The organism is Gardnerella sp. KA00288, assembly GCF_049244085.1.
GTDB lineage: Bacteria > Actinomycetota > Actinomycetes > Actinomycetales > Bifidobacteriaceae > Bifidobacterium > Bifidobacterium greenwoodii.
Window position 1 is genome coordinate 1,252,102 of the sequence record NZ_CP058373.1, and the last position, 22,289, is coordinate 1,274,390.

Here is a 22,289-nt window from a genome sequence, read left to right on the forward strand (position 1 = left end):
ATCCGCGTTGAAGCTTTACGCACGCAATACGTCTTGCGTAATTCCTTATTTTCAATCCTTAATACAGTTTACCAGTCTTCTGGCTTGCCGGAAATACCACAATTGGTTTGATTTGATTAGTTTTGCTATTTTTTGCTTGCTCAACTACAGCAACAACGTCATTTTGCTCATTGTTTGAGGATTTAACGTAGGCTATTGCAGGATATTGTTGAGAATTTTCTTCTGATTCAAAACTAAGCCAGCGCCCAAAACGCAAGTCTTTTGCTTGAGTTTCGTCAATTTGTAGTATTGGTAAAGTATGCTCGGCTGCTTCAAACATGTTTAAGCAGGTTTTAGGAAGACAAATATCGGCGTCAAAATCTTTTTCCGGCACAGCTTTTGAACGTTTTTGTAGAACACCTTCCCTATCGGTAAATTCGCGAGTTTCCGTGCGAAGTTTAAGAACGCGAGGATCTGTTACTGAAAAATTGCCGATGCTTGTGCGTCGAAGCGAAATAAGATGCCCGCCAACGCCAAGAAGACGGCCTAAATCGCGCGCTAAAGCACGAATATACGTGCCACTACTGCAAGAAACAGTTGCAGTAATATCGCATACTTTTCTTCCGCTTTTGCCGCGCAAAATACAAGGATTAGCAACATAAAAATCGCTAATAGTTACTTCGCGAGACGGAATTTCTACAGTTTTTCCTTCGCGAGCTAAATCGTATGCTCGCTGACCGTTAATTTTAATTGCAGAAAAAGCGGTTGGAGCTTGCATAATTTTGCCAGTTAAGTTTTCTTTAATAACTTGCTTAATGCGCTCAAAAGCTTGGTTTATAAGCTCACTATTACAAGAATCGCTTTCAAAAAGAAGCTTCAAAAGCAAATCGTCTGCAGCTTTAGTAACAACTCCCGGACCTAATTGCAGATTGTTTTGTTGCAAAATCTCACCGTCTGCATCATCTGTAGTCGTAGACTCACCCAAACGAATTACAGCCTCGTAGGTTTTGTTGTGACCTAGCATGTAGTTAAGCAAGCGCGTTGCGTTACCAAAACCTACGATTAGCAAACCTGTTGCCATAGGATCTAGCGTTCCTGCGTGACCTACACGTTTTGTGCGCAAAAGGTGACGAGCGCAGGAAACTACATCGTGACTTGTAACTCCCTGCGGCTTGTCTACAAGTAAAATGCCGGAAGATGGTGTGAATTGCGTCATATGCAAATTAAGATTTTTTCGTGCTATTCTGCAGATTCATAAGGTTCTGAAGATTCTGCAGGTTCGTCATCTTCAAAGTCGTCATCTTCAAAATCGTCGTCAGACTCATCATCTTCATGCGGCTTCTTATACGGATCAGATTCGCCAGCATACTTAGCGTTTTCGCGCATTTTAGCTAACTCTTCGTCACGATGACGAGCAGCAACCAAAATATCCTCAATTTCATGCGCTTCCGTAGGCACTTCGTCGTAAACGAACTGCAATTGCGGAGTTAAACGCAAGCCAGCTTTTGCACCAACCAAAGAGCGCAAACGTCCGTGAGCCTGCTGCAAAGCCTGGGCTGCACGCTGACGCTCACCCTGCTCTTTTCCAGCATGACCAAGCTGAGTCCAATAAACTTTTGCAATTTGCAAATCGTTAGTAACTCTAACTTCCGTAATAGTTACACTAGCAAGACGCTTATCGTGCAACTGCGACTCCATATTAGAGGCGATCACGCGCTGAATTAACGCTGCAATACGTGCAGCTCTAGGATTTGTTCCTGCCATATTACTTGCGCTCAATCTGCTTCATTTCAAAGGTTTCGATTACGTCGCCAAGCTCAATGTCGTTGAAGCTTCCAAGGTTAATACCAGCTTCATAACCTTCGCTAACGGACTGCACGTCATCCTTAAACCTACGCAAGCTGGAGATTTCCAGGTCGTTGACTGTAGCAACGCCGTCGCGCAAAATACGGCACTTCGTACCGCGCTTGACTTCGCCGTCTTGAACCATAACACCAGCAATATTGCCAAACTTGGAAGAACGGAAGATTTCGCGGATTTCGGAATGCGAAGTAACAACTTCTTCGAATTCCGGCTTAAGCATACCCTTCAAAGCAGCTTCAATATCTTCAATTGCCTTGTAAATAACAGAGTAGTACTTAACTTCCACGCCTTCGCGATCTGCCAAATCAGCAACCTGACGGTTTGGACGCACGTTGAAGCCAATAATCACAGCCTTGTCAACAGTTGCCAAGTTCACATCGTTCTGAGTAATTGCACCAACACCGCGGTGAATAACCTGAATTCCAACTTCTTCAGAAACCTCAATCTTCATCAAGGAATCTTCCAAAGCTTCCACGGAACCGGAGGAATCACCCTTAATAACAATGTTCAGCATATCAACTTCAGACTTAGCGAACTGTTCCTTAAGGCTTTCAAGAGACACAACCTTGCGGCGCTTAGCAAGCTGAGCTGCACGCTCTGTAGCTGCACGCTTCTCCGCAATCTGACGAGCAGAACGGTCGTCCGAAGTAACCAAGAACAGGTCGCCTGCTGTTGGAACAGAAGTCAAACCAAGCACCTGAACAGGAGTGGAAGGAGCTGCATCCTGCAGGTGATTTCCGTTTTCGTCGAGCATAGCGCGAACACGTCCGTAAGAAGTGCCTGCAACAATAGAATCGCCAACATGAAGAGTACCCTGCTGCACCAAAACAGTAGCAACAGCACCACGACCCTTGTCGAGTCGAGCCTCAATAGTTGCACCGCGAGCGTCCATATTTGGATTTGCTTTAGGATCAAGCTCAGCGTCTGCAGTAAGAAGAACAGCTTCAAGAAGCTTATTGACGTTAGTGCCCTGCTTTGCGGAAATATCCACAAACATGGTGTCGCCGCCATACTCTTCAGCAACCAAACCGTACTCAGTAAGCTGACCGCGAACCTTGTCTGGGTTAGCACCTTCAACATCAATCTTGTTCACAGCCACAACAATTGGCACGTGAGCCGCTTGAGCGTGGTTAATAGCTTCAACAGTCTGAGGCATAACACCGTCGTCTGCTGCAACAACAAGAATAGCAACGTCTGTAAGCTCAGCACCACGAGCACGCATAGCAGTAAACGCTTCGTGACCTGGTGTATCGAGGAATGTAATCTTACGAGGCTTACCCTCAAGATTTACAGTTACCTGATAAGCGCCGATTCGCTGCGTAATACCGCCAGCTTCGCGATCGATAACATTCGACTTACGGATAGTGTCAAGCAAACGAGTTTTACCGTGATCAACGTGACCCATAACGGTAACAACAGGTGGACGAGATTGCAAATCGTCATCTTCCTGCAACTCTTCTTCGTCCAAATCAATATCGAATTGCTGCAAAAGCTCTTTATCTTCTTCTTCAGCAGAAACAATATTGATATTCCAGCCGATTTCTTCACCCAAAATTTGGAATGTCGACTCATCCAAGGACTGTGTAGCTGTTGCCATTTCTCCCAAGTGGAAGAGCACAGTTACCAAAGCTGCTGGATTGACATCAATTTTTTCTGCCAAGTCAGAAAGAGTTGCACCCTGACGCAAACGAATAGTAGCGCCGTTACCAGAAGGAATGCGCACGCCACCAATAACTGGTGCTTTAAGCTCTTCGTATTCACGACGCTTAGCTAAGCGATTCTTGCGAGCCTTAGAAGACTTGCCTCCCTGACGGCCGAATGCACCTGCAGCGCCTGCTCTACCGCGACCGCCGCCGCGAGATGGACCACCGTTTGGAGCACCAGCTGCCGCAGCCTGGAAAGTTGCAGCTTGATTTGCATTAAAGCGCGATTCTGCAGACGGCCTGCTATTTGAAGAGCCAGAGCCATTAGATGCGCCGCCGCGACGCTGACCTGACCACTGAGAACGCCCAGCTCCTTGGTTAGAGCGAGCGCCGCGAGAACGATTTCCGCCACGTTCACCGCGCGCACCATTTGCGTTACCAGCTCCACCCTGGCCTGGACGGCCACCGCGGCCATCTTTAGCGCCTGGACGAGACATCGGGTGAGGACGAGGAATATCTCCAGGGGTAGGAGAATGCATGCCCTGCTTACGACTAAACGGATTATTACCAGGACGAGGGGTTGCATTACCTGCTCCTTGAGCACCCTGATGTGGGCGCGGACGAGGAGGCATCTGCGCATGATTCTCGCGATTCTCACGGTTTTCACCACGACGCTCTGCATTCTTTGATTCGCCAGAAGAAGATGGACGAGGATTATGATTTGCGCGAGAGTGATTTGCTTCAGACTTTGGTGAGGCCTTAGAAGCTGCAGAACGTTCGGATTGCTCCGAATTTTGATTGCCTGCAGCGCGTTTTTGAGATTCAGCCTGAGACTTAGCTTTTGGCGCAGAAGGTTTTGCAGCACCAGAAGGTTTTGCAGACTGATTTGCAGACTGATTTGCAGCTTGCTTTGAAGCTGTAGTTGCAGCAGGATTTGCAGCAGCCTTAGCAGGCTTGCTACCTGACTTGTTACCTGCTTGATTTCCTTCAGCTGCCAGCGCCGCCTGCAAACGACGCACTACTGGAGCCTCAACTGTTGAAGAAGCGGACTTAACAAATTCGCCCATGCCCTTCAAACGCTCCAACACGGTTTTACTGTCTACACCAAATTCTTTGGCCAGTTCATACACGCGCTTTTTAACCACTCAGTGTTCTCCTCTGTCTGTGGCAGCGCTAGCACACGCGGCCACTTTACATTATTGCGAGCTTATTATTTATTATCGTGCGATATATCATCGTGCGACCATGATCTTGTACCTCGTCTTGTACAGGACGATGCTACTGCTTTTTCGCCCAGATTCCAGCTTTCAGCATACTCGAAACGTTGGATTGGTGCGAGTGTCGCCACTACTAAAGATTATGCGTTTTGACCTTGAGCTGCAGCAACTTTCTTATCATGCTCTTCTTGAGACTCAATGCCAATCTTCCAACCAGTCAGCTTCGCAGCCAAACGAGCATTCTGACCTTCCTTGCCAATAGCAAGAGAAAGCTGAGCATCATGAATAAACGCAACAGCAGTCTGACTTTTTTCGCTAACTACCTGCACCTGCGTAACAGTTGCTGGAGAAAGCGCGGCGGCAACAAACTTCGCTGGGTCATCCGACCAATCGACAATATCAATCTTTTCTTGACCCAAATTTTCCATTACCGCACGCACCCTAGAACCGCCAGGACCAATCAAAGCTCCCTTTGGATTAACGCCCTCAGAGTTAGCGCGTACAGCAATCTTTGTGCGAGCTCCAGCCTCTCGAGCAATCGCCATAATCGAAACAGCGCCAGAAACAAGCTCTGGAACCTCACGCTCAAAAAGACGACGAACAAGCTCAGGATGCGACCTAGAAACCACAATTTCTGGTCCGCGAAGACCACGCGCAACATTTACAACATATACGCGAATACGCTCACCATGGCGGTAACGTTCACCTGGAACCTGCTCACGGCGAGGCAAAATCGCTTCAACATCCCCGACAGCAACGTGAATATTAGTAGTATCTTTGGCATCCTGCTGAATAATTCCGTTAATCAGCTTGCCTTTCTGACCAGAAAAAGCACCAAATACGCGATCATCTTCAGCCTTACGGAAGATTTGGCTAATAACTTGGCGGGCTGTTGCCGCAGCAAGACGACCAAAATCGCGAGGAGTATCGTCGTACTCTTCTCCCAGCGTTGGAGCCGGATACGGGTTATCTTCAGTAGGCTTACCAGGAATTTCATCCCTAGCCCACACAGTGAACGAACCTGCACGTTCATCCAGTTCAACTCGCACATGCTTTGCAGGATGAGCGGTTTTCATATACGCAAGACGCAAGGCCTCGGCGAGCGCCTCGTCCAGCTCCTCGGCATTAATCCCCTGCTGTGCCGCAAGCTGATGCATTCCCGCCAAATCCAATTCCATCGCGCACGTCCTCTCGTTATAACGCATTCATTTATGATTATTATTTTTGCAACCGTTTTGCCTTCTGATATAGCATTTATAATCAGATTTGCTTTAAGTCGCAGACAAGCCAACACCTTACTGAATTGATACAGTCGATATTGGTCACAGTCAGTGGCTATTTTAGTAGATTATGCAGACACTTTATGTTTTGTTAAAAGCCGTGCGTACTAACGCAAAGCGCAGCATAAAAATTGCGCTTAAGATTTTCGTTTGTGCTTTATTGACGCCTATGCTAGTTTTTACTCTAGCATCTTGCGGCACATTGCAAAACATTCACGTAGATCATACTGTAAAATCTAATTCTGGCGAAAATATTTGCGCAAAAGCCTACCGTTTAGCGCAAAAAAATCAACAATTTATTGAAAATAACGTAAATAATGTATCTACTTCAGACTTGGAATCTTACGCAAAAGAATGGGAAACTGTAGCACAACAATGCCCAGGAAGATTAAGCGAAAGTATTGTTTATAGCGCTAAAGCAAAATGGGAAATATTATCTAAAGAATCTGGAAACAATAAGTCAAAAATCGCCGAAGAGATTGCTGGCACAAGCGATGAGGAAAATGCTTACGAAAGCGCAGAAAACCAAGAGAATACTGCAAGCGCAGAAAACCAAGAAAACCCAGAATCTTCAATAACTCATCAACTAGAGCGTAACGCTTATATACAATTTACAAAAACAGTAAAGCATTACAACAATTTTCAATGGACACATCACCCTTTGGCCAGCGCAGCAGCTGCAGAAGATCAGCTAGCGTTTATACTACAAACTTTGGCCGCAAAAAAAGTTCCAGGACTGCCGTTGGAATATAGCGATATGGCATCAACAAATGCTCAAACTTTTATGAACGCATCCGGAAAAGGCGATGATTTGCGCAAAAAAATATATGAGATTCCATCCGACGCTCTTGAAAGTGGAAAAGCGCAAGATAAGGCAAGCGGAAAAGATTTGCCGATTGCAGCCATAGCTTATATGGATTGCGCACGAACTGAACTTACTGCTTTTAATCAAATAATAGTTATTGAAGAAAATAAAACTAAAAGCGCGTCAAAAAACAATCGCAACGAAACAAGCTACGAATACTCTGCTGTTCAAGCGCATAAGGATTTTAAAGATGCTGTAATAAAGCTGATTACTTCCAGATTATTGCGCGCCTACGCTCTAGGCTACCCAACAGATACAAATTTGGTTTTGAAATAGTATAATTTGGTATGGTCTCCAATAGAGGTATAACTAATGTCGTTACTACATTATTTTAAACATACACTATCTAATCGCTTATCAGAGCAAGCTAAAAAACGTATTCGTAAATATATTACTGTTTTTATTGCTTCGTATATGATTTTACTTTTGTTATCATATATACTTCTTGAACATGAGGAATCAGTTTGTGAATATGCTGTAGTAAATGCAAATTCCACTGCATCTGTTGTTGTAGATATGGAAGAATCTAAATCATTGCAAAAATACGTTAAATTAGTTAGAAAGAGAAAAACCCCTAATTTTGATGAAAAAAATACTTGTCCAAGAAGTATTTTTATTTGGGATGTAATTGGACGATGGCTATATCTTCGTAGATATACCAATGAATTGCAGATATCTACTATGGACGACTTAGATTGGATTAGTTCCGTATTAGAAAAAGAATCACAAGCAAATGAAAATAAAGTTTATTAAACTAAATGTCGTTATAATCTAAAAATGCAGCAACACAAACCTAACACACTACGCTAACACACTAGCCTGCCCTTCCCTCGTCAATCGAGACGAAGGCAGACCTCGCTTTCACTGAAAGTGCACTGCACTTTCAGTTTTGAGAAAGCTCGGCAAATAAAAAAGCCTAAAGTAATTTACATGCTTTAGGCTTGGTTAATTCGCGGATGAAGCGAGATTCGAACTCGCGGAGGATTTTACCCTCACACGCTTTCGAGGCGTGCTCCTTAGACCGCTCGGACATTCATCCACTTACGATTCGCGCAACAAAATCGCGCACAAACGCAACTTTTCAATTGTAAACCATGGCGCGAATATAAATTTATGGCGAGTTGAAACACTATAACTCAGCAGAATCACGGCGAGCGCGAATCTTTTCCGCACGCTCTGCAAGCTCATTATCCGGCGGATACGCCACATATTCTAAAGTCAAACCTTGCGGCGCAATAGGACCAGTAGAACCTTCTCGAAGCGGCGTATTAATCTTCTCAACAAACCAATCAAGCGTGCGCTTACCACGACCAATCTGCACGCAAGCTTGCACAAGCGAACGCACCATATTGTGAGCAAAAGCATCAGCAACAATAGTAAACTCAAGCAAACCCTGCTCAACAGTCGGCACGCAGCCAGTTTTAAGCTTAACGCGCACGTCATTAGCACGCGTTCCCACACGTTCCCAACAAGCACTCTTTACATCGCGAATAGTAGTGCCACCAGGATTAGGGCGAGCAAAAGATCCAAAATCGTGAAGGCCAATCATAAGCCCAGCAGCCTGGTTCATTGCATCAACATCCAAAACATCATCAAGTTTCAAAACAAAACCACGCATACGAGGATCGTAATCACAATAATCAGAAGCGTCGCAAATACGATACACATACGTGCGCTCCAACGCAGAAAAGCGCGCATCAAAACCAATGGGAGCAACACTAACCTTATGCAACGAAATATCTTGCGACAAAACATGCTTAAGCCGGTACTCGAGCGCGCAAACACCGTCCAATCCAGTATGCCCTACGCACCGCAGCAAAGTTTCTTCACAAACATCAAGATGACAAACCTGATGCGACGCATGCACGCCCGTATCCGTACGTCCAGCCACAGTAAGGCGCAGCGGCTCAGCAGCATCCCCTTCTGGCACACGCAATACTGTATGCAAAGCCCCCTCAATTTCACCCTGCACAGTTCGCAAAGTAGGCTGCTTAGCCCAACCGTAAAATCCGCCACCATCGTAAGCTAAATCTAAGCGAAGTCGCATTCAAAACCTTTCCAAACAGACTTTACACTAGCTTTTCTTATCCGAAGAGCTGCCGCCCGCAAGCGCAAAAGCACTCATAACACTACGAATAAGCTCATAAGTTTTTGAATCCATATGCATTGCAATCTTCAATAATTTAGGAACAACCTCCGACCAATGAGAAGACATTTCATCAAAAGTTGGGTATCCCAAACTGCTAAAAATGCTGTAAACGCTGTCAATTCTGCGCTTTCGCTCCTCAAATGGCAGATTCATCATCCACTCGTTTGCAGCCTTAGAAACGGCCAGAGCGCGCGGAGTTACGCAATCACAGTAGTCAAAATCACCATTTTTAATCTGCCAATACATGCCAAAATGTTGCATTAATCCAATCGAATCGGCAAATGTAACCTTATACGGCACTCCCGTATCCATAATCAATCCAATAAAGGCAGACTGCGGAACTACTTTTTCAATACGACTTGAAACATTCGCAAAAACGCTTGTATCCACTACATCAGACGCAAAACCAGGTCCGTCCATAGAATAAATTTTTGATACAAGATCACCTAGTTTTTGACTTGTAGCATCTAAGCGCATAGCCGCATAAGCAGCCATGTTCCCACCTTTTGAATGACCGACAACAATAATATTTGGATTATTTTGCGCATCTACGGAAGATTTTGAAAAGCGGGCAAAAAGTTTGTTCGCAAAAATTTTATTAAAGAAGTTTTTATTAGAATAACGTTTGCTATATCTTTGCGCTACAGAAGTCAAATATTCAGCAGCAGATTCTTGCGCTGGCACTGGGCAGCGGAAAGCCATGTTGAAATCTTCTTTCCACCCAACAAGCGTACTGTCAGTGCCGCGATACGCAACAACAAGAGTATGAGGATTATCAATCCCCTCGCAATTGCTAAGATCAAAAGTAACTCCAGCAAACTGCTGCTCTAATGATTCGTCAATATTTGATTCATCAAACCTCTCAAGATACTCCCCTACGCGAATTCCCCTATACCTAGGGCTGGAAGCGACAGCAAGAAGCAGCTTCCTACGGAATTTATCTACTTTAGGAGACCCAGAAGCAAACATTGACGAATATTCTTCTATTCTAAGCAATTCGTTAATAGATACAGTAGAAATATTCTTTGGATTATCGCAATATTTTGGCACGTACGTTGGCATATTTATATAAGATAGCTCGCACAAAATCAGCGCATCTACGGCATTAAACTTGCGCTGAGCGAAGGTAGAGAAATCGTTGCGCAACAAATCAATAACATTCGACATAATTCAATAATAATACAAATAAAAAACGAGCCGAGGAAATCCTCGACTCGTTTTAGCAATTCTTTCAAGAAGCGAATTTACGCTTAACTTTAAGATTTACTTTACCGATGCGTAAAGCTGAAATGCTGACTACTCGGCAGCTTCTTCTTTAGCTGCTACCTTAGTAGCTGCTTCAGCTTCCTTCACAACAGCCTTCTTTGGGCTTACTGGCTCAGTTACAAGCTCAATAATTGCCTGAGGAGCGGTATCGCCACGACGTGGAGCAATCTTCACGATGCGGGTGTAGCCGCCTTCACGCTGCTTCATCTGCTCAGCAATCTGAGTGAAAAGAACGTGAACCACGGACTTGTTGCGAATCACGCGCAACACGCGACGACGCGAATGCAAATCGCCACGCTTAGCGAATGAAATCAAACGCTCAGCAAGCGGACGAAGACGCTTTGCCTTTGGCAACGTCGTCACAATACGACCGTGCTGGAAGAGGCTGGTCGCCATGTTGGCCAGCATCAGGCGCTCATGAGCCGGGCTAGAAGCCAGACGAGGGCCTTGTTTCGGTGTAGGCATTATTACTCCTTATTGTCGCAATTGCCGAAAACTCAGGTGGGCATCAACCCGAACATCCGAATTTTACGACGATTGCAGGTGAATTCTACTCGTCTTCAGGCGAGAAGAAAGTGCCACCTTCGAGATTATTGGCGTCGAAGCCAATCGGCGAAGCCTTCAAAGACAGACCCATGGACTGCAACTTCTCTTTGACCTCATCGATGGATTTCATGCCGAAATTACGAATATCGAGCAAATCCTGCTCAGTGTGAACTACCAATTCGCCGACTGTATGAATACCCTCACGCTTCAAGCAGTTGTAGCTGCGCTGGGTAAGATTCATTTCTTCAATCGGTATAGCCAGCTGGGAATCAGATTCCTCACGCATTGGCGCTGGACCAACTTCAACACCTTCAGCTTCAAGATTAAGCTCACGGCAAAGGCCGAAAAGCTCAACCAAGGTTGAACCTGCGGACGCAACAGCATCGCGCGGTGTAATAGCTGGCTTGGTTTCCACATCCAGGATGAGCTTATCGAAGTCCGTGCGCTGTTCCACGCGGGTAGCTTCGACCTTATAGCTCACCTTCAAAACTGGCGAGTAGATCGAATCCACAGGAATGCGGCCGATTTCGCTGTTCTCCTGCTTGTTCATCTGAGCTGGTACGTAGCCGCGACCGCGTTCAACAGTAAACTCAATCTCAAGTTCACCATCTTCAGCAAGTGTAGCAATATGCAATTCAGGGTTGGCAATAGTAACGCCAGCCGGAGGAGTAATGTCTCCAGCGGTTGCTTCACCTTTACCATTCTTGCGCAGATACATCACTACAGGCTCGTCGTACTCACTAGTGAGCACGATGCCCTTGATGTTCAGCAGAATTTCAGTGACATCTTCTTCAACACCTGGCAGAGTCGTAAACTCATGCAAAGCTCCGGAAATGCGTACCGAAGTAACGGCAGCACCTGGAATGGAGCTCAACAAGGTACGACGCAGCGAATTGCCGAGAGTGTAGCCAAAACCTGGTTCCAACGGCTCAATAGTAAAGCGAGAACGCTGGGGATTCAGTGATTCCTCGGTAAGTGTCGGACGCTGTGCGATAAGCACTTTGGTATCCTTTCAGCTTCTGGTCGGTGGTGCACTCGCCGCCCATAAGCGGGTTGGATGGATGGATTCGTAAGAGTGCTCAGACGCGGCGACGCTTTGGTGGACGTACGCCGTTATGCGCTTGCGGGGTAACGTCGGTAATAGAACCAACTTCGAGACCCGCGGACTGGAGGGAACGGATAGCGGTTTCACGACCGGAACCTGGACCCTTAACAAACACGTCGACCTTCTTAAGGCCATGCTCCATTGCCTTACGAGCGGCAGACTCAGCAGCCATACCTGCAGCGTAAGGAGTCGACTTACGGGAACCCTTAAAGCCGACGTCACCACCGGAAGCCCAGGAAAGGACTGCACCGGATGGATCGGTGATGGAGATAATCGTGTTATTGAATGTTGATTTAATATGCGCCTGCCCAACCGGCACCGACTTGCGGTCCCGGCGACGCGGCTTGCGCGAGGCTTGCTTTGCAGCTGCCATTGACCCTCGTTTCCTAATGACGAATGAGTTGGTATGTCTAGACGATGGAAATGTATCCGTGGCCTAGAGCCGACCACCGACTACTATCGGGTGGCCTTCTTCTTCCCGGCGACAGTACGCTTCGGGCCCTTACGGGTACGAGCATTAGTCTTGGTACGCTGACCACGCACAGGAAGACCCTTGCGATGACGCTGGCCTTGATAGCAGTTGATCTGAATCTTACGACGGATGTCTGCGTCAATTTCACGACGCAAATCGCCCTCGATCTTGTAGTTAGCCTCGAGATAATCACGCAAGGTGATCAGCTGTTCATCCGTAAGATCCTTGACGCGAGTGTCCGGATTCACACCGGTCGCGGCAAGCGTTTCCTTAGCGCGAGTGCGGCCAACACCAAAAATGTAGGTGAGGGCAATCTCAATGCGCTTCTCATTGGGAATATCTACTCCGGCAAGACGTGCCATTGTAATTCCTTTACTGTTACGCAGGTCGTGCACCAAGTCTTCCGCATTATTAGATGCGGCCTGGGCCTGCGCACCCAGGGTTCAGCTTCTGCTGTGACTTAGCGCCTTATTCTTTGTATTCCGCGATGGAAATCTGCTCAGCCCTGACGCTGCTTATGACGTGGGTTAATGCAGATCACCATGACGCGGCCGTGACGGCGGATCACGCGGCAGTTTTCGCAGATCCTCTTCACGCTAGGGCTGACCTTCATGGTTTTCCTTTGCTTGTACCTTTACTTATAACGGTACGTAATACGTCCACGGTTCAGATCGTATGGACTCATCTCCAGCACTACACGATCCTGCGGAAGAATGCGGATATAATTCTTGCGCATTTTTCCGGAAATCGTAGCTAGAACGATGTGCTCATTCTCGAGCTGAACGCGAAACATCGCATTCGGCAGTGCTTCGACTACCTTGCCTTCGACTTCAATCACACCGTCTTTTGCCATGAGCCTCGTTCCGATCCTTGGGCATACTACTTCGCGCATCCGAAGACACGCCAATCTTCTATATTACAGTAAATGCGCCCTATACAACACTCGGCGTGTCGCATGGGGCGCATTTCTCACACAAACCTGACTGTAATAAATCAGTCTAGTATTATTGTCCTACTGCTATTAGTTTAGCGATTCAATGATGCGATTATTAATTTCTTTAATATCACCAACACCATCAACTTCAACTAACTGACCGCGGCTATCGTAAATATCAAGAAGCGGAGCAGTTTCTTTTTCGTATGTTTCCAAACGCTTAGCAATAACTTCTGGAGTATCGTCAGAACGACCCTGCTCTACTGCGCGCTTCTGCATGCGCTCGAGCAAAACCTCACGCTCAGCCTCTAAAGCCACAACGTGGTCGAGCGGAGTTGAAAGTTCTTCCAACATTAAATCCAAAGCCTGAACCTGGGAAGCGTTGCGAGGATAACCGTCGAGAATCCAGCCATTCTTAGCATCATCTTGTGCAAGACGATCCTTAACAATGCTGTTTGTCAGCTCATCTGGAACCAACTCGCCCTTGTCAAGATAAACCTGCACTTGCTTGCCAAGCTCAGTCTGATTTTTTAAGTTATAGCGGAAAATATCACCAGTAGAAATTGCTGGAATATTGTAATGCTCGCTTAACAAAGCAGCCTGAGTGCCCTTGCCAACGCCCTGAGGACCCATAATCAGCAATCGCATATTCATCTCCTTGATTCTTCACAAATTATTTTATTTACTTAGATACTTGCTTTTGATTTTCGTGATTGAACAAGAAACCAGCATACTGGAACTGTTCAGTCTGAGCCTTTGCCTGACGCAAAGTATCCAAACCTACGCCAGCAATAATCAGAATTGTTGTACCGCCGAATGGCAACTTTGTATTCAAGTGCAAAGCCATAATCAAAACGGTAGGAATCAAAGCAACGAAAAGCAAATAAATAGCGCCGACAGTGTTAAGCCTGTTCATAACATAGCTCAAGTAGTTGCTAGTTGCGCTACCGGCACGGATTCCAGGAATAAATCCGCCATACTCTTTCATGTTATCTGCAGTTTCATCCGTATTAAAAGTAATCTCGGTGTAGAAGAAGCAGAAGAACACAATCATCACAGTGTATAGGGCAATATACCAAGCGGACGTGGAATTTGCCAGATTGTTCTCAATCCACTGTACCCAAGGCTTGCTCTTATCTCCGAACTGAGCAATAAGAGTAGGAACAGCAAGAATAGAAGAAGCAAAGATTGGTGGAATAACACCGCTCATATTAATCTTCAACGGCAAATAAGTGGAAGATCCGCCGTACATCTTGCGGCCAATCATGCGACGAGTGTACTGCACAGGAATACGACGCTGCGCAAGTTCCACGAAGTCAACGAAAACAAGAATTACAAGAAGCACGCCACCAACGATGGAGAACTTAGTCCAATCACCATTAGAACCGTTAGTACCCCAACCAATATCCCAAAGCTTTGGCAAGAAGCCGGAGCAAATAGACATAAAGATTAAGACGGACATACCTTGGCCGATGCCCTTATCTGTAATAAGCTCTGCCATCCACATAATCAAACCAGTGCCGCCGGTCATAATCAAAACCATTACAACCAAGCTCCAGAAGCCACCATCTGGAATAACCTGACCGCACTGATAATTAAACAAAGCGCCTGAACGAGCAGTTACCAAAATTGTTGTTGACTGCAAAACAGCCAAACCAATAGTTAAGTAACGAGTGTACTGCGTAAGCTTTGTCTCGCCAGACTGACCTTCCTTATGCAACGCTTCGAAGCGAGGAATAACAACGCGGAGAAGCTGAATCACAATGGAAGCTGTAATGTAAGGCATTACACCCAAAGCAAAGATGGAAAGCTGCAGCAGCGAGCCGCCGGAGAACAAGTTGACCAACCCAATAAAGTTCTCTTTTGACGAAGCCAGCTTAGTTGTGCAATCACTAATTACTTTATAGTCAACACCTGGAATCGGAATAAACGAACCGATACGGTAGATGATAATCATAGCGAAGACGAAGAGGATCTTATTCCTCAACTCCTTCGTCCTGAAGGCCTGGATTAACGTTTTCACCTGGGTCTTCCTCCCTTTTTTCGCGCACTCCTAGGCGCAACAGTGCAAAAAACAAACTCTGAGGCAATAGTGTAACTCACGGTGCATACTGAAACAGATTATTGGTGAGTTTTGTCGATAAAAATAGTCCCCCTAGACAATGCTAGAGGGACTATCTACAGCTTTATAACTGCATCAAGCTTAAAGTAGTTCTAACTACTCTTCGCTGATGGAGCCGCCTTGAGCTTCAACCTTTGCCTTAGCAGAAGCAGAAGCCTTCATACCCTTCAAGTTCAAAGCAACAGTCAATTCACCATCGCCCAAAACCTTAACTGGGTAACCATCGCGCACGGCGCCCTTTGCAATAAGGTCAGCTACAGTAACTTCGCCACCCTTTGGGAAGAGTTCAGCGAGAGCTGCAACGTTAACGACCTGGAACTCCTTCTTGAAAGGACTCTTGAATCCACGCAACTTAGGCAAGCGCATGTAAAGTGGAAGCTGGCCACCTTCGAAGCCAGGACGAACCTGATAACGCTTCTTTGTGCCCTTGTCACCACGACCCGAGGTCTTACCCTTGGAGCCTTCACCACGGCCTACGCGGATGCGATCCTTCTTAGCTCCTGGAGCTGGACGCAATGTGTGCATATGCAGCATTGGTTCTTCGTTAGCCATAATCAGTCGACCTCCTCGACGCTCACCAGGTGGCGCACGGCCATGACCAAGCCACGATTGACGGGGGTGTCTTCACGAACTACGCTGTGACCAATCTTATGAAGGCCGAGCGTATGAACATTCGCGCGCTGGCGCTCAGTGGTATGAACCAAACCGTGCACCAGAGTGATCTTCAAATTAGACATCACTCACCATCCTTTGCTTCAGCTGCCTTGGCGGCCTGAGCTTCTTCGCGAGCCTTGCGAGCTTCGGCAATGCCGGCAGCGCGCTCACGGAGCAAAGCATCAGGAGCAACTTCCTCAAGAGAAAGACCACGACGAGCAGAAATCTCTTCTGGCTCTTCGAGCTTCTTCAAAGCGTCCACAGTAGCGCGCACCACGTTTACAGCGGTCGCAGAACCCATGGACTTGGTGAGGATATCTGTAATGCCAGCGCACTCCATAACAGCACGCACAGCACCACCAGCGATTACACCAGTACCTGGAGCAGCTGGACGAAGCAACACGGTACCAGCAGCATCGTGACCGAGCACTGGATGAGTGACGGTACCACGAATACGTGGGACAGTGAACATATGCTTCTTAGCGTCAAGCTGACCCTTAGCGATAGCTGCTGGAACTTCACGAGACTTGCCGTAACCAACACCAACAGTGCCCTTACCGTCGCCCACAACAACAAGTGCTGCAAAGCTGAAGGTACGACCACCCTTGTGGGTCTTGGAAACACGGTTAATAGTAACTACGCGATCCAGAAGCTCTTCGCCGCGGTTTTCTTCACGACGGTTACGACGCTCGCCGCGCTTACCCTCGCCCTTATTGCGGCGAGAACGACGATCATCGTTGCGTTCCTCAGCGGATGCCTGAGTGTTCTGAGTTTCTTCAGCCACTTGGGTTTCCTTTTCGTTGTCGCTCACAGTGCTAGACCTCCCTGACGGGCGCCTTCAGCTACTGCTGCGACGCGACCATGATATTTGTTACCGCCACGGTCGAAGACTACAGCGGTGATGCCCGCTTCCTTCGCCTTAGCCGCTACTAATTCGCCAACCTTGGTTGCAGCTTCAGTCTTCGTACCGGTGAAACCAGCGAAGTCAGCTGTCAAAGTGGAAGCGCTTACCAAAGTAATACCCTTGGTATCGTCCACAATCTGAGCAACCATGTGACGGTTAGAACGAGAAACAACTAAACGAGGACGTTCAGATGTGCCAGCAATGCGCTTACGAAGACGGGCGTGACGACGCAAACGTGCGACTTTGGTACCCTTACCGAAAATCTTAACGCTCATATCACTTACCAGCCTTTCCAGCCTTGCGCAGGATACGTTCATCGGTGTACTTAATACCCTTACCCTTGTAAGGTTCTGGAGCACGAAGCTTGCGGATGTTAGCAGCAACCTGGCCAACAGCCTGCTTATCGGTTCCCTTAACGATTACCTGGTTAGGATTTGGCAACTCGAACTCAATACCTGCCGGTGGTTGAACGGTAATAGTGTGAGAATAACCGAGCGAGAACTCAATGCCCTTGCCCTTCATTACTGCACGATAACCGGTACCAACAATATCCAAAGTCTTGGTGTAGCCTTCGTGCACACCCTTAACCATGGAAGCAACAATTGCGCGAGCCAAGCCGTGCTTTGCACGAGTTGGACGCAAATCGTCAGCTGGAGTCAAAACAATCTGATTCTCAGCAACTTCCGCGGTAATACCCTCTGGAATTACATAGGAGTCAGAACCCTTAGCGCCCTTGACGCTGAAGGACTGACCTTCAATCTTTACTTCCACGCCTTGAGGAATGTCGACGGGGAGCTTACCAATATGCGATGCCATCTTCAGCTCTCCTTTCTCACCATACGTAGGCGACAATTTCGCCGCCAATGCCTCGGTCGAGGCATTCCTTCTGAGTCAACAATCCCGAGCTGGTCGAGATAATAGCGATACCGAGACCACCAAGAGGCATTGGCAAAGCATCAGACTTAGCGTAACGACGCAAGCCTGGCTTAGAAATGCGCTTGATGCCCTGGATAGAACGCTGGCCATTGGAGCCATACTTCAACGTAATTTCCAACGTCTGTCCAACCTTAGCTTCCTTAGCAGCGAAGTCCTTAATGTAGCCTTCGTGCTTAAGGATCTCGGCGATATTCGCCTTGAACTTGGAGTACGGCATTTCCACGGTATCGTGCTTTGCCGCGCTCGCGTTACGCAGACGTGTCAACATGTCTGCGATTGGATCTGTCATTGTCATGTGGGCTAACGCCCTTTCTCGCCGTGGTTTCCACCGCCTCTATATAAGACCTTTGTCTTTAGGCAGTGGACCTTCAGCGTCGATATTTACCAACTGGACTTCGTAACACCCGGCAACTCACCGCGATGAGCCTTCTCACGAAGGCAGATGCGGCACAGACCGAACTTGCGATACACGGAGTGAGGACGACCACAAACCTGGCAACGCGTATAAGCGCGTACCTTGAACTTCGGCTTAGCGGCCGCCTTGTTTTTCAGAGCGGTTTTTGCCATTTCAGTTCTCCTTGAATGGGAAACCGAGGTGCTTAAGCAAAGACTTGGCCTCCACATCGTCCTTGGTGGTAGTCACCACGGTGATGTCCATACCACGCTGATGATCAATCGAGTCAGGATCAATCTCATGGAACATAGACTGTTCCGTAAGACCGAAGTTGTAATTACCCTGACCGTCAAACTGGTTGCCGTTAATACCACGGAAATCGCGGATACGAGGCAAAGCCAGAGTAAGCAAACGATCCAAGAATTCCCACATACGATCGCCACGAAGGGTTACGTAAGCACCGATAGCCTGGCCTTCGCGCAGATGGAACTGTGCGACAGACTTCTTTGCCTTAGTGACCTTTGGCTTCTGGCCGGTGATCAAAGTGAGATCCTTAATCGCACCTTCGATGAGCTTGGAATCACGTGCTGCAGCGCCGACGCCCATAGAGACGACAACCTTCTGTACACGAGCCACCTGCATAGGATTGGTGTGGCCAAATTCCTTCTCCAAGGCTGGAACGATTTCATCCTTGTATTGTTGCTTTAAGCGCGGAGTTGCCGGCAACTCAACTGTAGTATCGGTCATGCCAGCTCCTTTCCGGACTTCTTGGCGACACGCACGCGCACGGTCTTAACCTTGCCGTCACGAGCCTCTTGCTTAACAATCACGCCGACGCGAGTAGGCTGCTTGGTTTCTGGATCAATAACCATCACGTTAGAGCGATGGATTGGAGCCTCAACCGAAACAATGCCCGACTGCTGACCCTGCTGGGTGGCGCGAACGTGCTTCTTAACGACCTGAACGCCTTCTACGACTAAACGGTCGTCGGCAAGTACGCGAAGTACTTTGCCTTCCTTACCGCGATCCTTACCGCGGATAACCTTCACCTGGTCGCCGGACTTAATCTTGGCTACCATATCAGATCACCTCCGGGGCAAGGGACACAATCTTCATGAAGTGCTGATCACGCAATTCACGACCGACTGGTCCGAAGATACGAGTGCCTTTTGGTTCACGGCCAGAGCCGAGAATGACGGCGGCGTTCTCATCGAACTTAATATAGGAACCATCGACACGGCGATGTTCCTTGACAGTACGGACGACGACAGCCTTAACTACGTCGCCTTTCTTGACCGACCCGCCAGGGATCGCGTCCTTGACGGAGGCGACGATGATGTCGCCGATGCCGGCATAGCGTCGCTTCGATCCACCGAGCACGCGGATGGCAAGTAATTCCTTAGCACCCGTGTTGTCGGCGACATGAAGCCGCGTTTCCTGCTGAATCATTGATTCTCCTTAGCCGAGCTGGTTCTCCCCACTCACCTGTGCCTGCCCAAAGAACAGACACAGGTGAAGCGCGGAGCCTTGCCGAACTTGTTTACTTGGCGCGCTCGATAATCGAGTCGAGACGCCAACGCTTGGTCTTGCTCAGGGGCCGAGTTTCCATAATACTCACGAGGTCGCCAATATGTGCCTCGTTGTGTTCATCATGGGCTTTGACCTTGCGGGTGGAGCGAACGACTTTACCGTAAAGCGGGTGTGTCGAACGCTGCTCCAGCTCAACGGCAATCGTCTTGTCCATGGCCTCGGACACGACGTAGCCGCGACGAACCTTGCGGAAGTTGCGCTCTTGGTTCTCAGCCATGCTTACTTCTCCTTGACCTCAGTGGCGCCAGGCTCTTGGCTGATGCCGAGTTCACGCTCACGCAGGACAGTATACATCCTGGCTATGTCGTGCTTGACCGCCTTGAGGCGAGCGCTGTTTTCAAGTTGACCAGTTGCTGCCTGGAAGCGCAAGTTAAAAAGCTCTTCCTTGGACTTCTTCAAGAAGCCTTCAATTTCAGCATTGGTCTTCTCGTTCAAATTCTTGATGGTGTAGTCTGCAGTTCCGACTGGCATCAGATGTCACCGCCTTCACGCGCAATAATGCGGCATTTCATTGGGAGCTTATCGATAGCGCGGCGCAAAGCCTCGCGAGCGATGTCCTCAGAAACACCACCGATCTCGAACATTACGCGTCCTGGGTGGATGTTGGCAATCCAGAATTCTGGAGCACCCTTACCGGAACCCATTCGCGCACCAAGCGGGTGCTTGGTTAATGGACGATCTGGGAAGATCGTAATCCACACACGACCGCCACGCTTAATGTAGCGGGTCATTGCGATACGAGCTGCCTCGATCTGTCGGTTAGTGATGTAGGCCGGAGCCAGCGCCTGAATACCGAAATCGCCGAAAGCAATCTCGGTGCCACCCTTAGACATGCCGCTACGGGTAGGACGGTGCTGCTTACGATATTTAGTCCTCTTTGGGATAAGCATCTGCTCACTCCTTCGTTTCCGTTGCGGCAGGAGCTTCAGCAGCTGCAGCTTCAGCTGGCTTTTCAGCCTGTGCTTCAGCAGCCTTCTGCTGGTTAGCAGGACGTGCGCCACGACGTGGACGACGATCGCCACGACGGCCTTCACGCTTACCCTGCTGAGCCTGCTGCTCTTCAAACTCACGCTCGGTCATATCACCCTTGTAAATCCAGACCTTAACGCCAATACGGCCGTAAGTGGTCTTAGCTTCAAAGAAGCCATAATCAATAAGGGCACGAAGGGTCTGCAGTGGAACGCGACCCTCACGATAGAACTCAGAACGGCTCATTTCGGCGCCACCAAGACGACCGGAGAGCTTAATACGAATACCCTTGGCACCAGCGCGCATAGCATCCTGCTGTGCTTTACGCATAGCACGACGGAATGTAACGCGGTTTGTCAACTGTTCCGCAATTCCCTGAGCAACCAACTGAGCGTCAAGTGCAGCATTCTTCACCTCAAAGATGTTGAGCTGTACTTGCTTGCCTGTGAGCTTCTCCAGCTTTGCACGAACGCGCTCAGCTTCAGCACCACGACGGCCGATAATAATACCTGGACGAGCGGTGTGAATATCAACACGAACGCGATCACGAGTGCGCTCGATGACGATACGAGATACGCCAGCACGCTCGAGGTCATGGCTCATTTCCTTGCGAATCTTGTCATCCTCAAGGACGAAGTCACGATAACGCTCGCCAGCCTTGTTGGAGTCGGAGAACCACTTAGAACGATGATTCTCGGTGATGCCCAGGCGATAGCCGAAAGGATTTATCTTCTGACCCATCTTTAGCGGGCTCCTTCCTTAAGCGAGACGATAACGGTGATATGGCTTGTGCGCTTGTTAATGCGCGCAGCGCGACCCTGTGCACGAGCGCGGAAACGCTTAAGCGTTACACCCTCATCCACGTAGGTTTCCTTGATGACCAAGTCCTGCTCACGGAATGGTTCACCGGCTTTTTCAGCCTTTACGCGAGCGTTAGCGATCGCGCTTTCAAGAACCTTGCGCACCGGCAAAGATGCGTCCTGAGGAGCAAACTTCAAAATGGTAATAGCTTCGCTTGCACGCTTGCCTCGGATGAGGTCGACCATGCGGCGAGCCTTGCGCGGCGTCACGCGGACGTGACGAGCGATTGCTTTAGCTTCCATGTGTCCTAACTCTCCTTTAGCGGCGTGCCTTTTTGTCGTCCTTCACATGACCCTTGAAGGTCTTGGTTGGGGCGAACTCACCGAGCTTATGACCAACCATGGCTTCGGTAACGAATACCGGCACATGCTTGCGGCCATCGTGTACGGCAAAGGTGTGTCCAATGAAATCAGGAGTGATCATCGAACGACGCGACCACGTCTTAATGACGTTATGCGTGCCCTTGTCGTTTTGCTCGTCGACTTTCTTCTGCAAGTGGGCGTCGACGAAAGGGCCCTTCTTGATGCTACGAGTCATCTA

General features: G+C 48.2%; 32 protein-coding genes and 1 tRNA gene. 2 read left to right on the top strand and 31 right to left on the bottom strand.

Annotated elements, in window-relative coordinates; translation table 11 throughout:
* Positions 1-58 precede the first annotated feature (58 nt).
* The 4 genes from HXT52_RS04755 to nusA all read right to left on the bottom strand — a co-directional run bounded on the left by HXT52_RS04755 (position 59) and on the right by nusA (position 5,880).
* Positions 59-1,195, bottom strand: a complete 1,137-nt coding sequence (locus HXT52_RS04755; protein ID WP_421775833.1) for a tRNA pseudouridine synthase B — start codon at positions 1,193-1,195, stop codon at positions 59-61.
* A gap of 23 nt (positions 1,196-1,218) precedes the next feature.
* Complete coding sequence (gene rbfA / locus HXT52_RS04760) at positions 1,219-1,743, bottom strand: 30S ribosome-binding factor RbfA (RefSeq protein WP_004129000.1); 525 nt, start codon at positions 1,741-1,743, stop codon at positions 1,219-1,221.
* A gap of 1 nt (position 1,744) precedes the next feature.
* On the bottom strand, positions 1,745-4,630 hold the full coding sequence (gene infB, locus HXT52_RS04765) for a translation initiation factor IF-2 (protein ID WP_421775834.1): 2,886 nt from the start codon (positions 4,628-4,630) through the stop codon (positions 1,745-1,747).
* A gap of 212 nt (positions 4,631-4,842) precedes the next feature.
* Positions 4,843-5,880: a transcription termination factor NusA gene (nusA, locus tag HXT52_RS04770; RefSeq protein WP_019260726.1), complete on the bottom strand. Its 1,038-nt coding sequence runs from the start codon at positions 5,878-5,880 to the stop codon at positions 4,843-4,845.
* Between the two features lie 172 nt (positions 5,881-6,052).
* Here nusA and HXT52_RS04775 point away from each other — a divergent pair, with 172 nt between their 5' ends.
* Positions 6,053-7,123 carry a hypothetical protein gene (locus HXT52_RS04775; protein ID WP_421775835.1) on the top strand — a complete coding sequence of 357 codons (1,071 nt, stop codon included), beginning with the start codon at positions 6,053-6,055 and terminating at the stop codon, positions 7,121-7,123.
* Positions 7,124-7,159: 36 nt separating this feature from the next.
* Positions 7,160-7,600 carry a hypothetical protein gene (locus HXT52_RS04780; RefSeq protein ID WP_421775836.1) on the top strand — a complete coding sequence of 147 codons (441 nt, stop codon included), beginning with the start codon at positions 7,160-7,162 and terminating at the stop codon, positions 7,598-7,600.
* Between the two features lie 200 nt (positions 7,601-7,800).
* On the opposite strand, the gene HXT52_RS04785 is transcribed toward HXT52_RS04780, so the two are convergent.
* The 27 genes from HXT52_RS04785 to rpsS form a co-directional block, all read right to left on the bottom strand.
* Positions 7,801-7,886 (bottom strand) — tRNA-Ser (locus tag HXT52_RS04785).
* Between the two features lie 90 nt (positions 7,887-7,976).
* Complete coding sequence (locus HXT52_RS04790; protein WP_421775837.1) at positions 7,977-8,894, bottom strand: tRNA pseudouridine synthase A; 918 nt, start codon at positions 8,892-8,894, stop codon at positions 7,977-7,979.
* A 27-nt stretch (positions 8,895-8,921) separates the two neighbouring features.
* Positions 8,922-10,163 (bottom strand): Mbeg1-like protein, encoded by a 1,242-nt coding sequence (locus HXT52_RS04795; protein ID WP_410314561.1) that lies wholly within the window; start codon positions 10,161-10,163, stop codon positions 8,922-8,924.
* A 129-nt stretch (positions 10,164-10,292) separates the two neighbouring features.
* Positions 10,293-10,727 (bottom strand): 50S ribosomal protein L17, encoded by a 435-nt coding sequence (rplQ, locus tag HXT52_RS04800; RefSeq protein ID WP_004129014.1) that lies wholly within the window; start codon positions 10,725-10,727, stop codon positions 10,293-10,295.
* Positions 10,728-10,812: 85 nt separating this feature from the next.
* Positions 10,813-11,808 (bottom strand): DNA-directed RNA polymerase subunit alpha, encoded by a 996-nt coding sequence (locus HXT52_RS04805; RefSeq protein WP_004134296.1) that lies wholly within the window; start codon positions 11,806-11,808, stop codon positions 10,813-10,815.
* A gap of 79 nt (positions 11,809-11,887) precedes the next feature.
* Positions 11,888-12,286, bottom strand: a complete 399-nt coding sequence (gene rpsK / locus HXT52_RS04810; RefSeq protein ID WP_004105468.1) for a 30S ribosomal protein S11 — start codon at positions 12,284-12,286, stop codon at positions 11,888-11,890.
* A gap of 83 nt (positions 12,287-12,369) precedes the next feature.
* On the bottom strand, positions 12,370-12,747 hold the full coding sequence (gene rpsM / locus HXT52_RS04815) for a 30S ribosomal protein S13 (RefSeq protein ID WP_004105472.1): 378 nt from the start codon (positions 12,745-12,747) through the stop codon (positions 12,370-12,372).
* 137 nt (positions 12,748-12,884) lie between these two features.
* The gene (gene rpmJ, locus HXT52_RS04820) at positions 12,885-12,998 is read right to left on the bottom strand and encodes a 50S ribosomal protein L36 (protein WP_003842636.1); all 114 of its coding nucleotides are present in this window, start codon (positions 12,996-12,998) and stop codon (positions 12,885-12,887) included.
* 21 nt (positions 12,999-13,019) lie between these two features.
* Positions 13,020-13,238: a translation initiation factor IF-1 gene (gene infA, locus HXT52_RS04825; protein WP_004129021.1), complete on the bottom strand. Its 219-nt coding sequence runs from the start codon at positions 13,236-13,238 to the stop codon at positions 13,020-13,022.
* 168 nt (positions 13,239-13,406) lie between these two features.
* On the bottom strand, positions 13,407-13,967 hold the full coding sequence (locus tag HXT52_RS04830; protein WP_004129023.1) for an adenylate kinase: 561 nt from the start codon (positions 13,965-13,967) through the stop codon (positions 13,407-13,409).
* Between the two features lie 34 nt (positions 13,968-14,001).
* Complete coding sequence (secY, locus tag HXT52_RS04835) at positions 14,002-15,342, bottom strand: preprotein translocase subunit SecY (protein WP_421775838.1); 1,341 nt, start codon at positions 15,340-15,342, stop codon at positions 14,002-14,004.
* A 195-nt stretch (positions 15,343-15,537) separates the two neighbouring features.
* Positions 15,538-15,993, bottom strand: coding sequence for a 50S ribosomal protein L15 (gene rplO, locus HXT52_RS04840; RefSeq protein WP_004129030.1), 456 nt, complete (start codon positions 15,991-15,993; stop codon positions 15,538-15,540).
* 2 nt (positions 15,994-15,995) lie between these two features.
* The gene (rpmD, locus tag HXT52_RS04845; RefSeq protein ID WP_004105491.1) at positions 15,996-16,178 is read right to left on the bottom strand and encodes a 50S ribosomal protein L30; all 183 of its coding nucleotides are present in this window, start codon (positions 16,176-16,178) and stop codon (positions 15,996-15,998) included.
* Positions 16,178-16,906, bottom strand: a complete 729-nt coding sequence (gene rpsE, locus HXT52_RS04850; protein WP_004134284.1) for a 30S ribosomal protein S5 — start codon at positions 16,904-16,906, stop codon at positions 16,178-16,180. Before rpsE ends, rpmD begins: the two co-directional genes overlap by 1 nt.
* On the bottom strand, positions 16,903-17,274 hold the full coding sequence (rplR, locus tag HXT52_RS04855; protein ID WP_004135717.1) for a 50S ribosomal protein L18: 372 nt from the start codon (positions 17,272-17,274) through the stop codon (positions 16,903-16,905). Before rplR ends, rpsE begins: the two co-directional genes overlap by 4 nt.
* 1 nt (position 17,275) lies before the next feature.
* Entirely contained in the window at positions 17,276-17,815 is a 540-nt protein-coding gene (gene rplF / locus HXT52_RS04860) for a 50S ribosomal protein L6 (RefSeq protein WP_004135719.1), read from the bottom strand.
* Between the two features lie 16 nt (positions 17,816-17,831).
* Positions 17,832-18,230 carry a 30S ribosomal protein S8 gene (gene rpsH, locus HXT52_RS04865; protein WP_004105495.1) on the bottom strand — a complete coding sequence of 133 codons (399 nt, stop codon included), beginning with the start codon at positions 18,228-18,230 and terminating at the stop codon, positions 17,832-17,834.
* An 86-nt stretch (positions 18,231-18,316) separates the two neighbouring features.
* Positions 18,317-18,502 carry a type Z 30S ribosomal protein S14 gene (locus tag HXT52_RS04870; RefSeq protein ID WP_003808046.1) on the bottom strand — a complete coding sequence of 62 codons (186 nt, stop codon included), beginning with the start codon at positions 18,500-18,502 and terminating at the stop codon, positions 18,317-18,319.
* A 1-nt stretch (position 18,503) separates the two neighbouring features.
* Complete coding sequence (gene rplE, locus HXT52_RS04875; RefSeq protein ID WP_004129048.1) at positions 18,504-19,076, bottom strand: 50S ribosomal protein L5; 573 nt, start codon at positions 19,074-19,076, stop codon at positions 18,504-18,506.
* Positions 19,073-19,408: a 50S ribosomal protein L24 gene (gene rplX / locus HXT52_RS04880; RefSeq protein WP_004129050.1), complete on the bottom strand. Its 336-nt coding sequence runs from the start codon at positions 19,406-19,408 to the stop codon at positions 19,073-19,075. Before rplX ends, rplE begins: the two co-directional genes overlap by 4 nt.
* Position 19,409: 1 nt before the next feature.
* Entirely contained in the window at positions 19,410-19,778 is a 369-nt protein-coding gene (gene rplN, locus HXT52_RS04885) for a 50S ribosomal protein L14 (RefSeq protein WP_004129052.1), read from the bottom strand.
* Positions 19,779-19,869: 91 nt separating this feature from the next.
* Positions 19,870-20,136, bottom strand: coding sequence for a 30S ribosomal protein S17 (rpsQ, locus tag HXT52_RS04890; RefSeq protein ID WP_004114365.1), 267 nt, complete (start codon positions 20,134-20,136; stop codon positions 19,870-19,872).
* A 2-nt stretch (positions 20,137-20,138) separates the two neighbouring features.
* Complete coding sequence (gene rpmC, locus HXT52_RS04895; protein WP_004129054.1) at positions 20,139-20,390, bottom strand: 50S ribosomal protein L29; 252 nt, start codon at positions 20,388-20,390, stop codon at positions 20,139-20,141.
* Positions 20,390-20,809 carry a 50S ribosomal protein L16 gene (gene rplP / locus HXT52_RS04900; RefSeq protein ID WP_421775839.1) on the bottom strand — a complete coding sequence of 140 codons (420 nt, stop codon included), beginning with the start codon at positions 20,807-20,809 and terminating at the stop codon, positions 20,390-20,392. The genes rpmC and rplP overlap by 1 nt, the downstream gene beginning before the upstream one ends.
* A gap of 4 nt (positions 20,810-20,813) precedes the next feature.
* Positions 20,814-21,629: a 30S ribosomal protein S3 gene (gene rpsC / locus HXT52_RS04905; protein ID WP_004129057.1), complete on the bottom strand. Its 816-nt coding sequence runs from the start codon at positions 21,627-21,629 to the stop codon at positions 20,814-20,816.
* A gap of 2 nt (positions 21,630-21,631) precedes the next feature.
* Positions 21,632-21,991, bottom strand: coding sequence for a 50S ribosomal protein L22 (gene rplV, locus HXT52_RS04910; protein WP_004105510.1), 360 nt, complete (start codon positions 21,989-21,991; stop codon positions 21,632-21,634).
* A 16-nt stretch (positions 21,992-22,007) separates the two neighbouring features.
* The gene (gene rpsS / locus HXT52_RS04915) at positions 22,008-22,286 is read right to left on the bottom strand and encodes a 30S ribosomal protein S19 (RefSeq protein ID WP_004114357.1); all 279 of its coding nucleotides are present in this window, start codon (positions 22,284-22,286) and stop codon (positions 22,008-22,010) included.
* Positions 22,287-22,289: the final 3 nt, after the last annotated feature.

Coding starts and splice junctions, on each gene's coding strand:
- rplR (WP_004135717.1), bottom strand. CDS start 17,274: ATGAGCGTTAAGATTTTCGGTAAGGGTACCAAAGTCGCACGTTTGCGT.
- rpsS (WP_004114357.1), bottom strand. CDS start 22,286: ATGACTCGTAGCATCAAGAAGGGCCCTTTCGTCGACGCCCACTTGCAG.
- HXT52_RS04870 (WP_003808046.1), bottom strand. CDS start 18,502: ATGGCAAAAACCGCTCTGAAAAACAAGGCGGCCGCTAAGCCGAAGTTC.
- rpmD (WP_004105491.1), bottom strand. CDS start 16,178: ATGTCTAATTTGAAGATCACTCTGGTGCACGGTTTGGTTCATACCACT.
- rpsH (WP_004105495.1), bottom strand. CDS start 18,230: ATGACAATGACAGATCCAATCGCAGACATGTTGACACGTCTGCGTAAC.
- rplN (WP_004129052.1), bottom strand. CDS start 19,778: ATGATTCAGCAGGAAACGCGGCTTCATGTCGCCGACAACACGGGTGCT.
- rpsK (WP_004105468.1), bottom strand. CDS start 12,286: ATGGCAGCTGCAAAGCAAGCCTCGCGCAAGCCGCGTCGCCGGGACCGC.
- HXT52_RS04830 (WP_004129023.1), bottom strand. CDS start 13,967: ATGCGATTGCTGATTATGGGTCCTCAGGGCGTTGGCAAGGGCACTCAG.
- HXT52_RS04775 (WP_421775835.1), top strand. CDS start 6,053: ATGCAGACACTTTATGTTTTGTTAAAAGCCGTGCGTACTAACGCAAAG.
- rpmC (WP_004129054.1), bottom strand. CDS start 20,390: ATGCCAGTCGGAACTGCAGACTACACCATCAAGAATTTGAACGAGAAG.
- rplV (WP_004105510.1), bottom strand. CDS start 21,991: ATGGAAGCTAAAGCAATCGCTCGTCACGTCCGCGTGACGCCGCGCAAG.
- rplX (WP_004129050.1), bottom strand. CDS start 19,408: ATGGTAGCCAAGATTAAGTCCGGCGACCAGGTGAAGGTTATCCGCGGT.
- rplQ (WP_004129014.1), bottom strand. CDS start 10,727: ATGCCTACACCGAAACAAGGCCCTCGTCTGGCTTCTAGCCCGGCTCAT.
- HXT52_RS04755 (WP_421775833.1), bottom strand. CDS start 1,195: ATGACGCAATTCACACCATCTTCCGGCATTTTACTTGTAGACAAGCCG.
- HXT52_RS04790 (WP_421775837.1), bottom strand. CDS start 8,894: ATGCGACTTCGCTTAGATTTAGCTTACGATGGTGGCGGATTTTACGGT.
- HXT52_RS04795 (WP_410314561.1), bottom strand. CDS start 10,163: ATGTCGAATGTTATTGATTTGTTGCGCAACGATTTCTCTACCTTCGCT.
- infA (WP_004129021.1), bottom strand. CDS start 13,238: ATGGCAAAAGACGGTGTGATTGAAGTCGAAGGCAAGGTAGTCGAAGCA.
- rpmJ (WP_003842636.1), bottom strand. CDS start 12,998: ATGAAGGTCAGCCCTAGCGTGAAGAGGATCTGCGAAAACTGCCGCGTG.
- nusA (WP_019260726.1), bottom strand. CDS start 5,880: ATGGAATTGGATTTGGCGGGAATGCATCAGCTTGCGGCACAGCAGGGG.
- rpsC (WP_004129057.1), bottom strand. CDS start 21,629: ATGGGTCAGAAGATAAATCCTTTCGGCTATCGCCTGGGCATCACCGAG.
- rplO (WP_004129030.1), bottom strand. CDS start 15,993: ATGGCTAACGAAGAACCAATGCTGCATATGCACACATTGCGTCCAGCT.
- rplF (WP_004135719.1), bottom strand. CDS start 17,815: ATGGCATCGCATATTGGTAAGCTCCCCGTCGACATTCCTCAAGGCGTG.
- rpsM (WP_004105472.1), bottom strand. CDS start 12,747: ATGGCACGTCTTGCCGGAGTAGATATTCCCAATGAGAAGCGCATTGAG.
- rplE (WP_004129048.1), bottom strand. CDS start 19,076: ATGACCGATACTACAGTTGAGTTGCCGGCAACTCCGCGCTTAAAGCAA.
- rplP (WP_421775839.1), bottom strand. CDS start 20,809: ATGCTTATCCCAAAGAGGACTAAATATCGTAAGCAGCACCGTCCTACC.
- HXT52_RS04780 (WP_421775836.1), top strand. CDS start 7,160: ATGTCGTTACTACATTATTTTAAACATACACTATCTAATCGCTTATCA.
- rpsQ (WP_004114365.1), bottom strand. CDS start 20,136: ATGGCTGAGAACCAAGAGCGCAACTTCCGCAAGGTTCGTCGCGGCTAC.
- rbfA (WP_004129000.1), bottom strand. CDS start 1,743: ATGGCAGGAACAAATCCTAGAGCTGCACGTATTGCAGCGTTAATTCAG.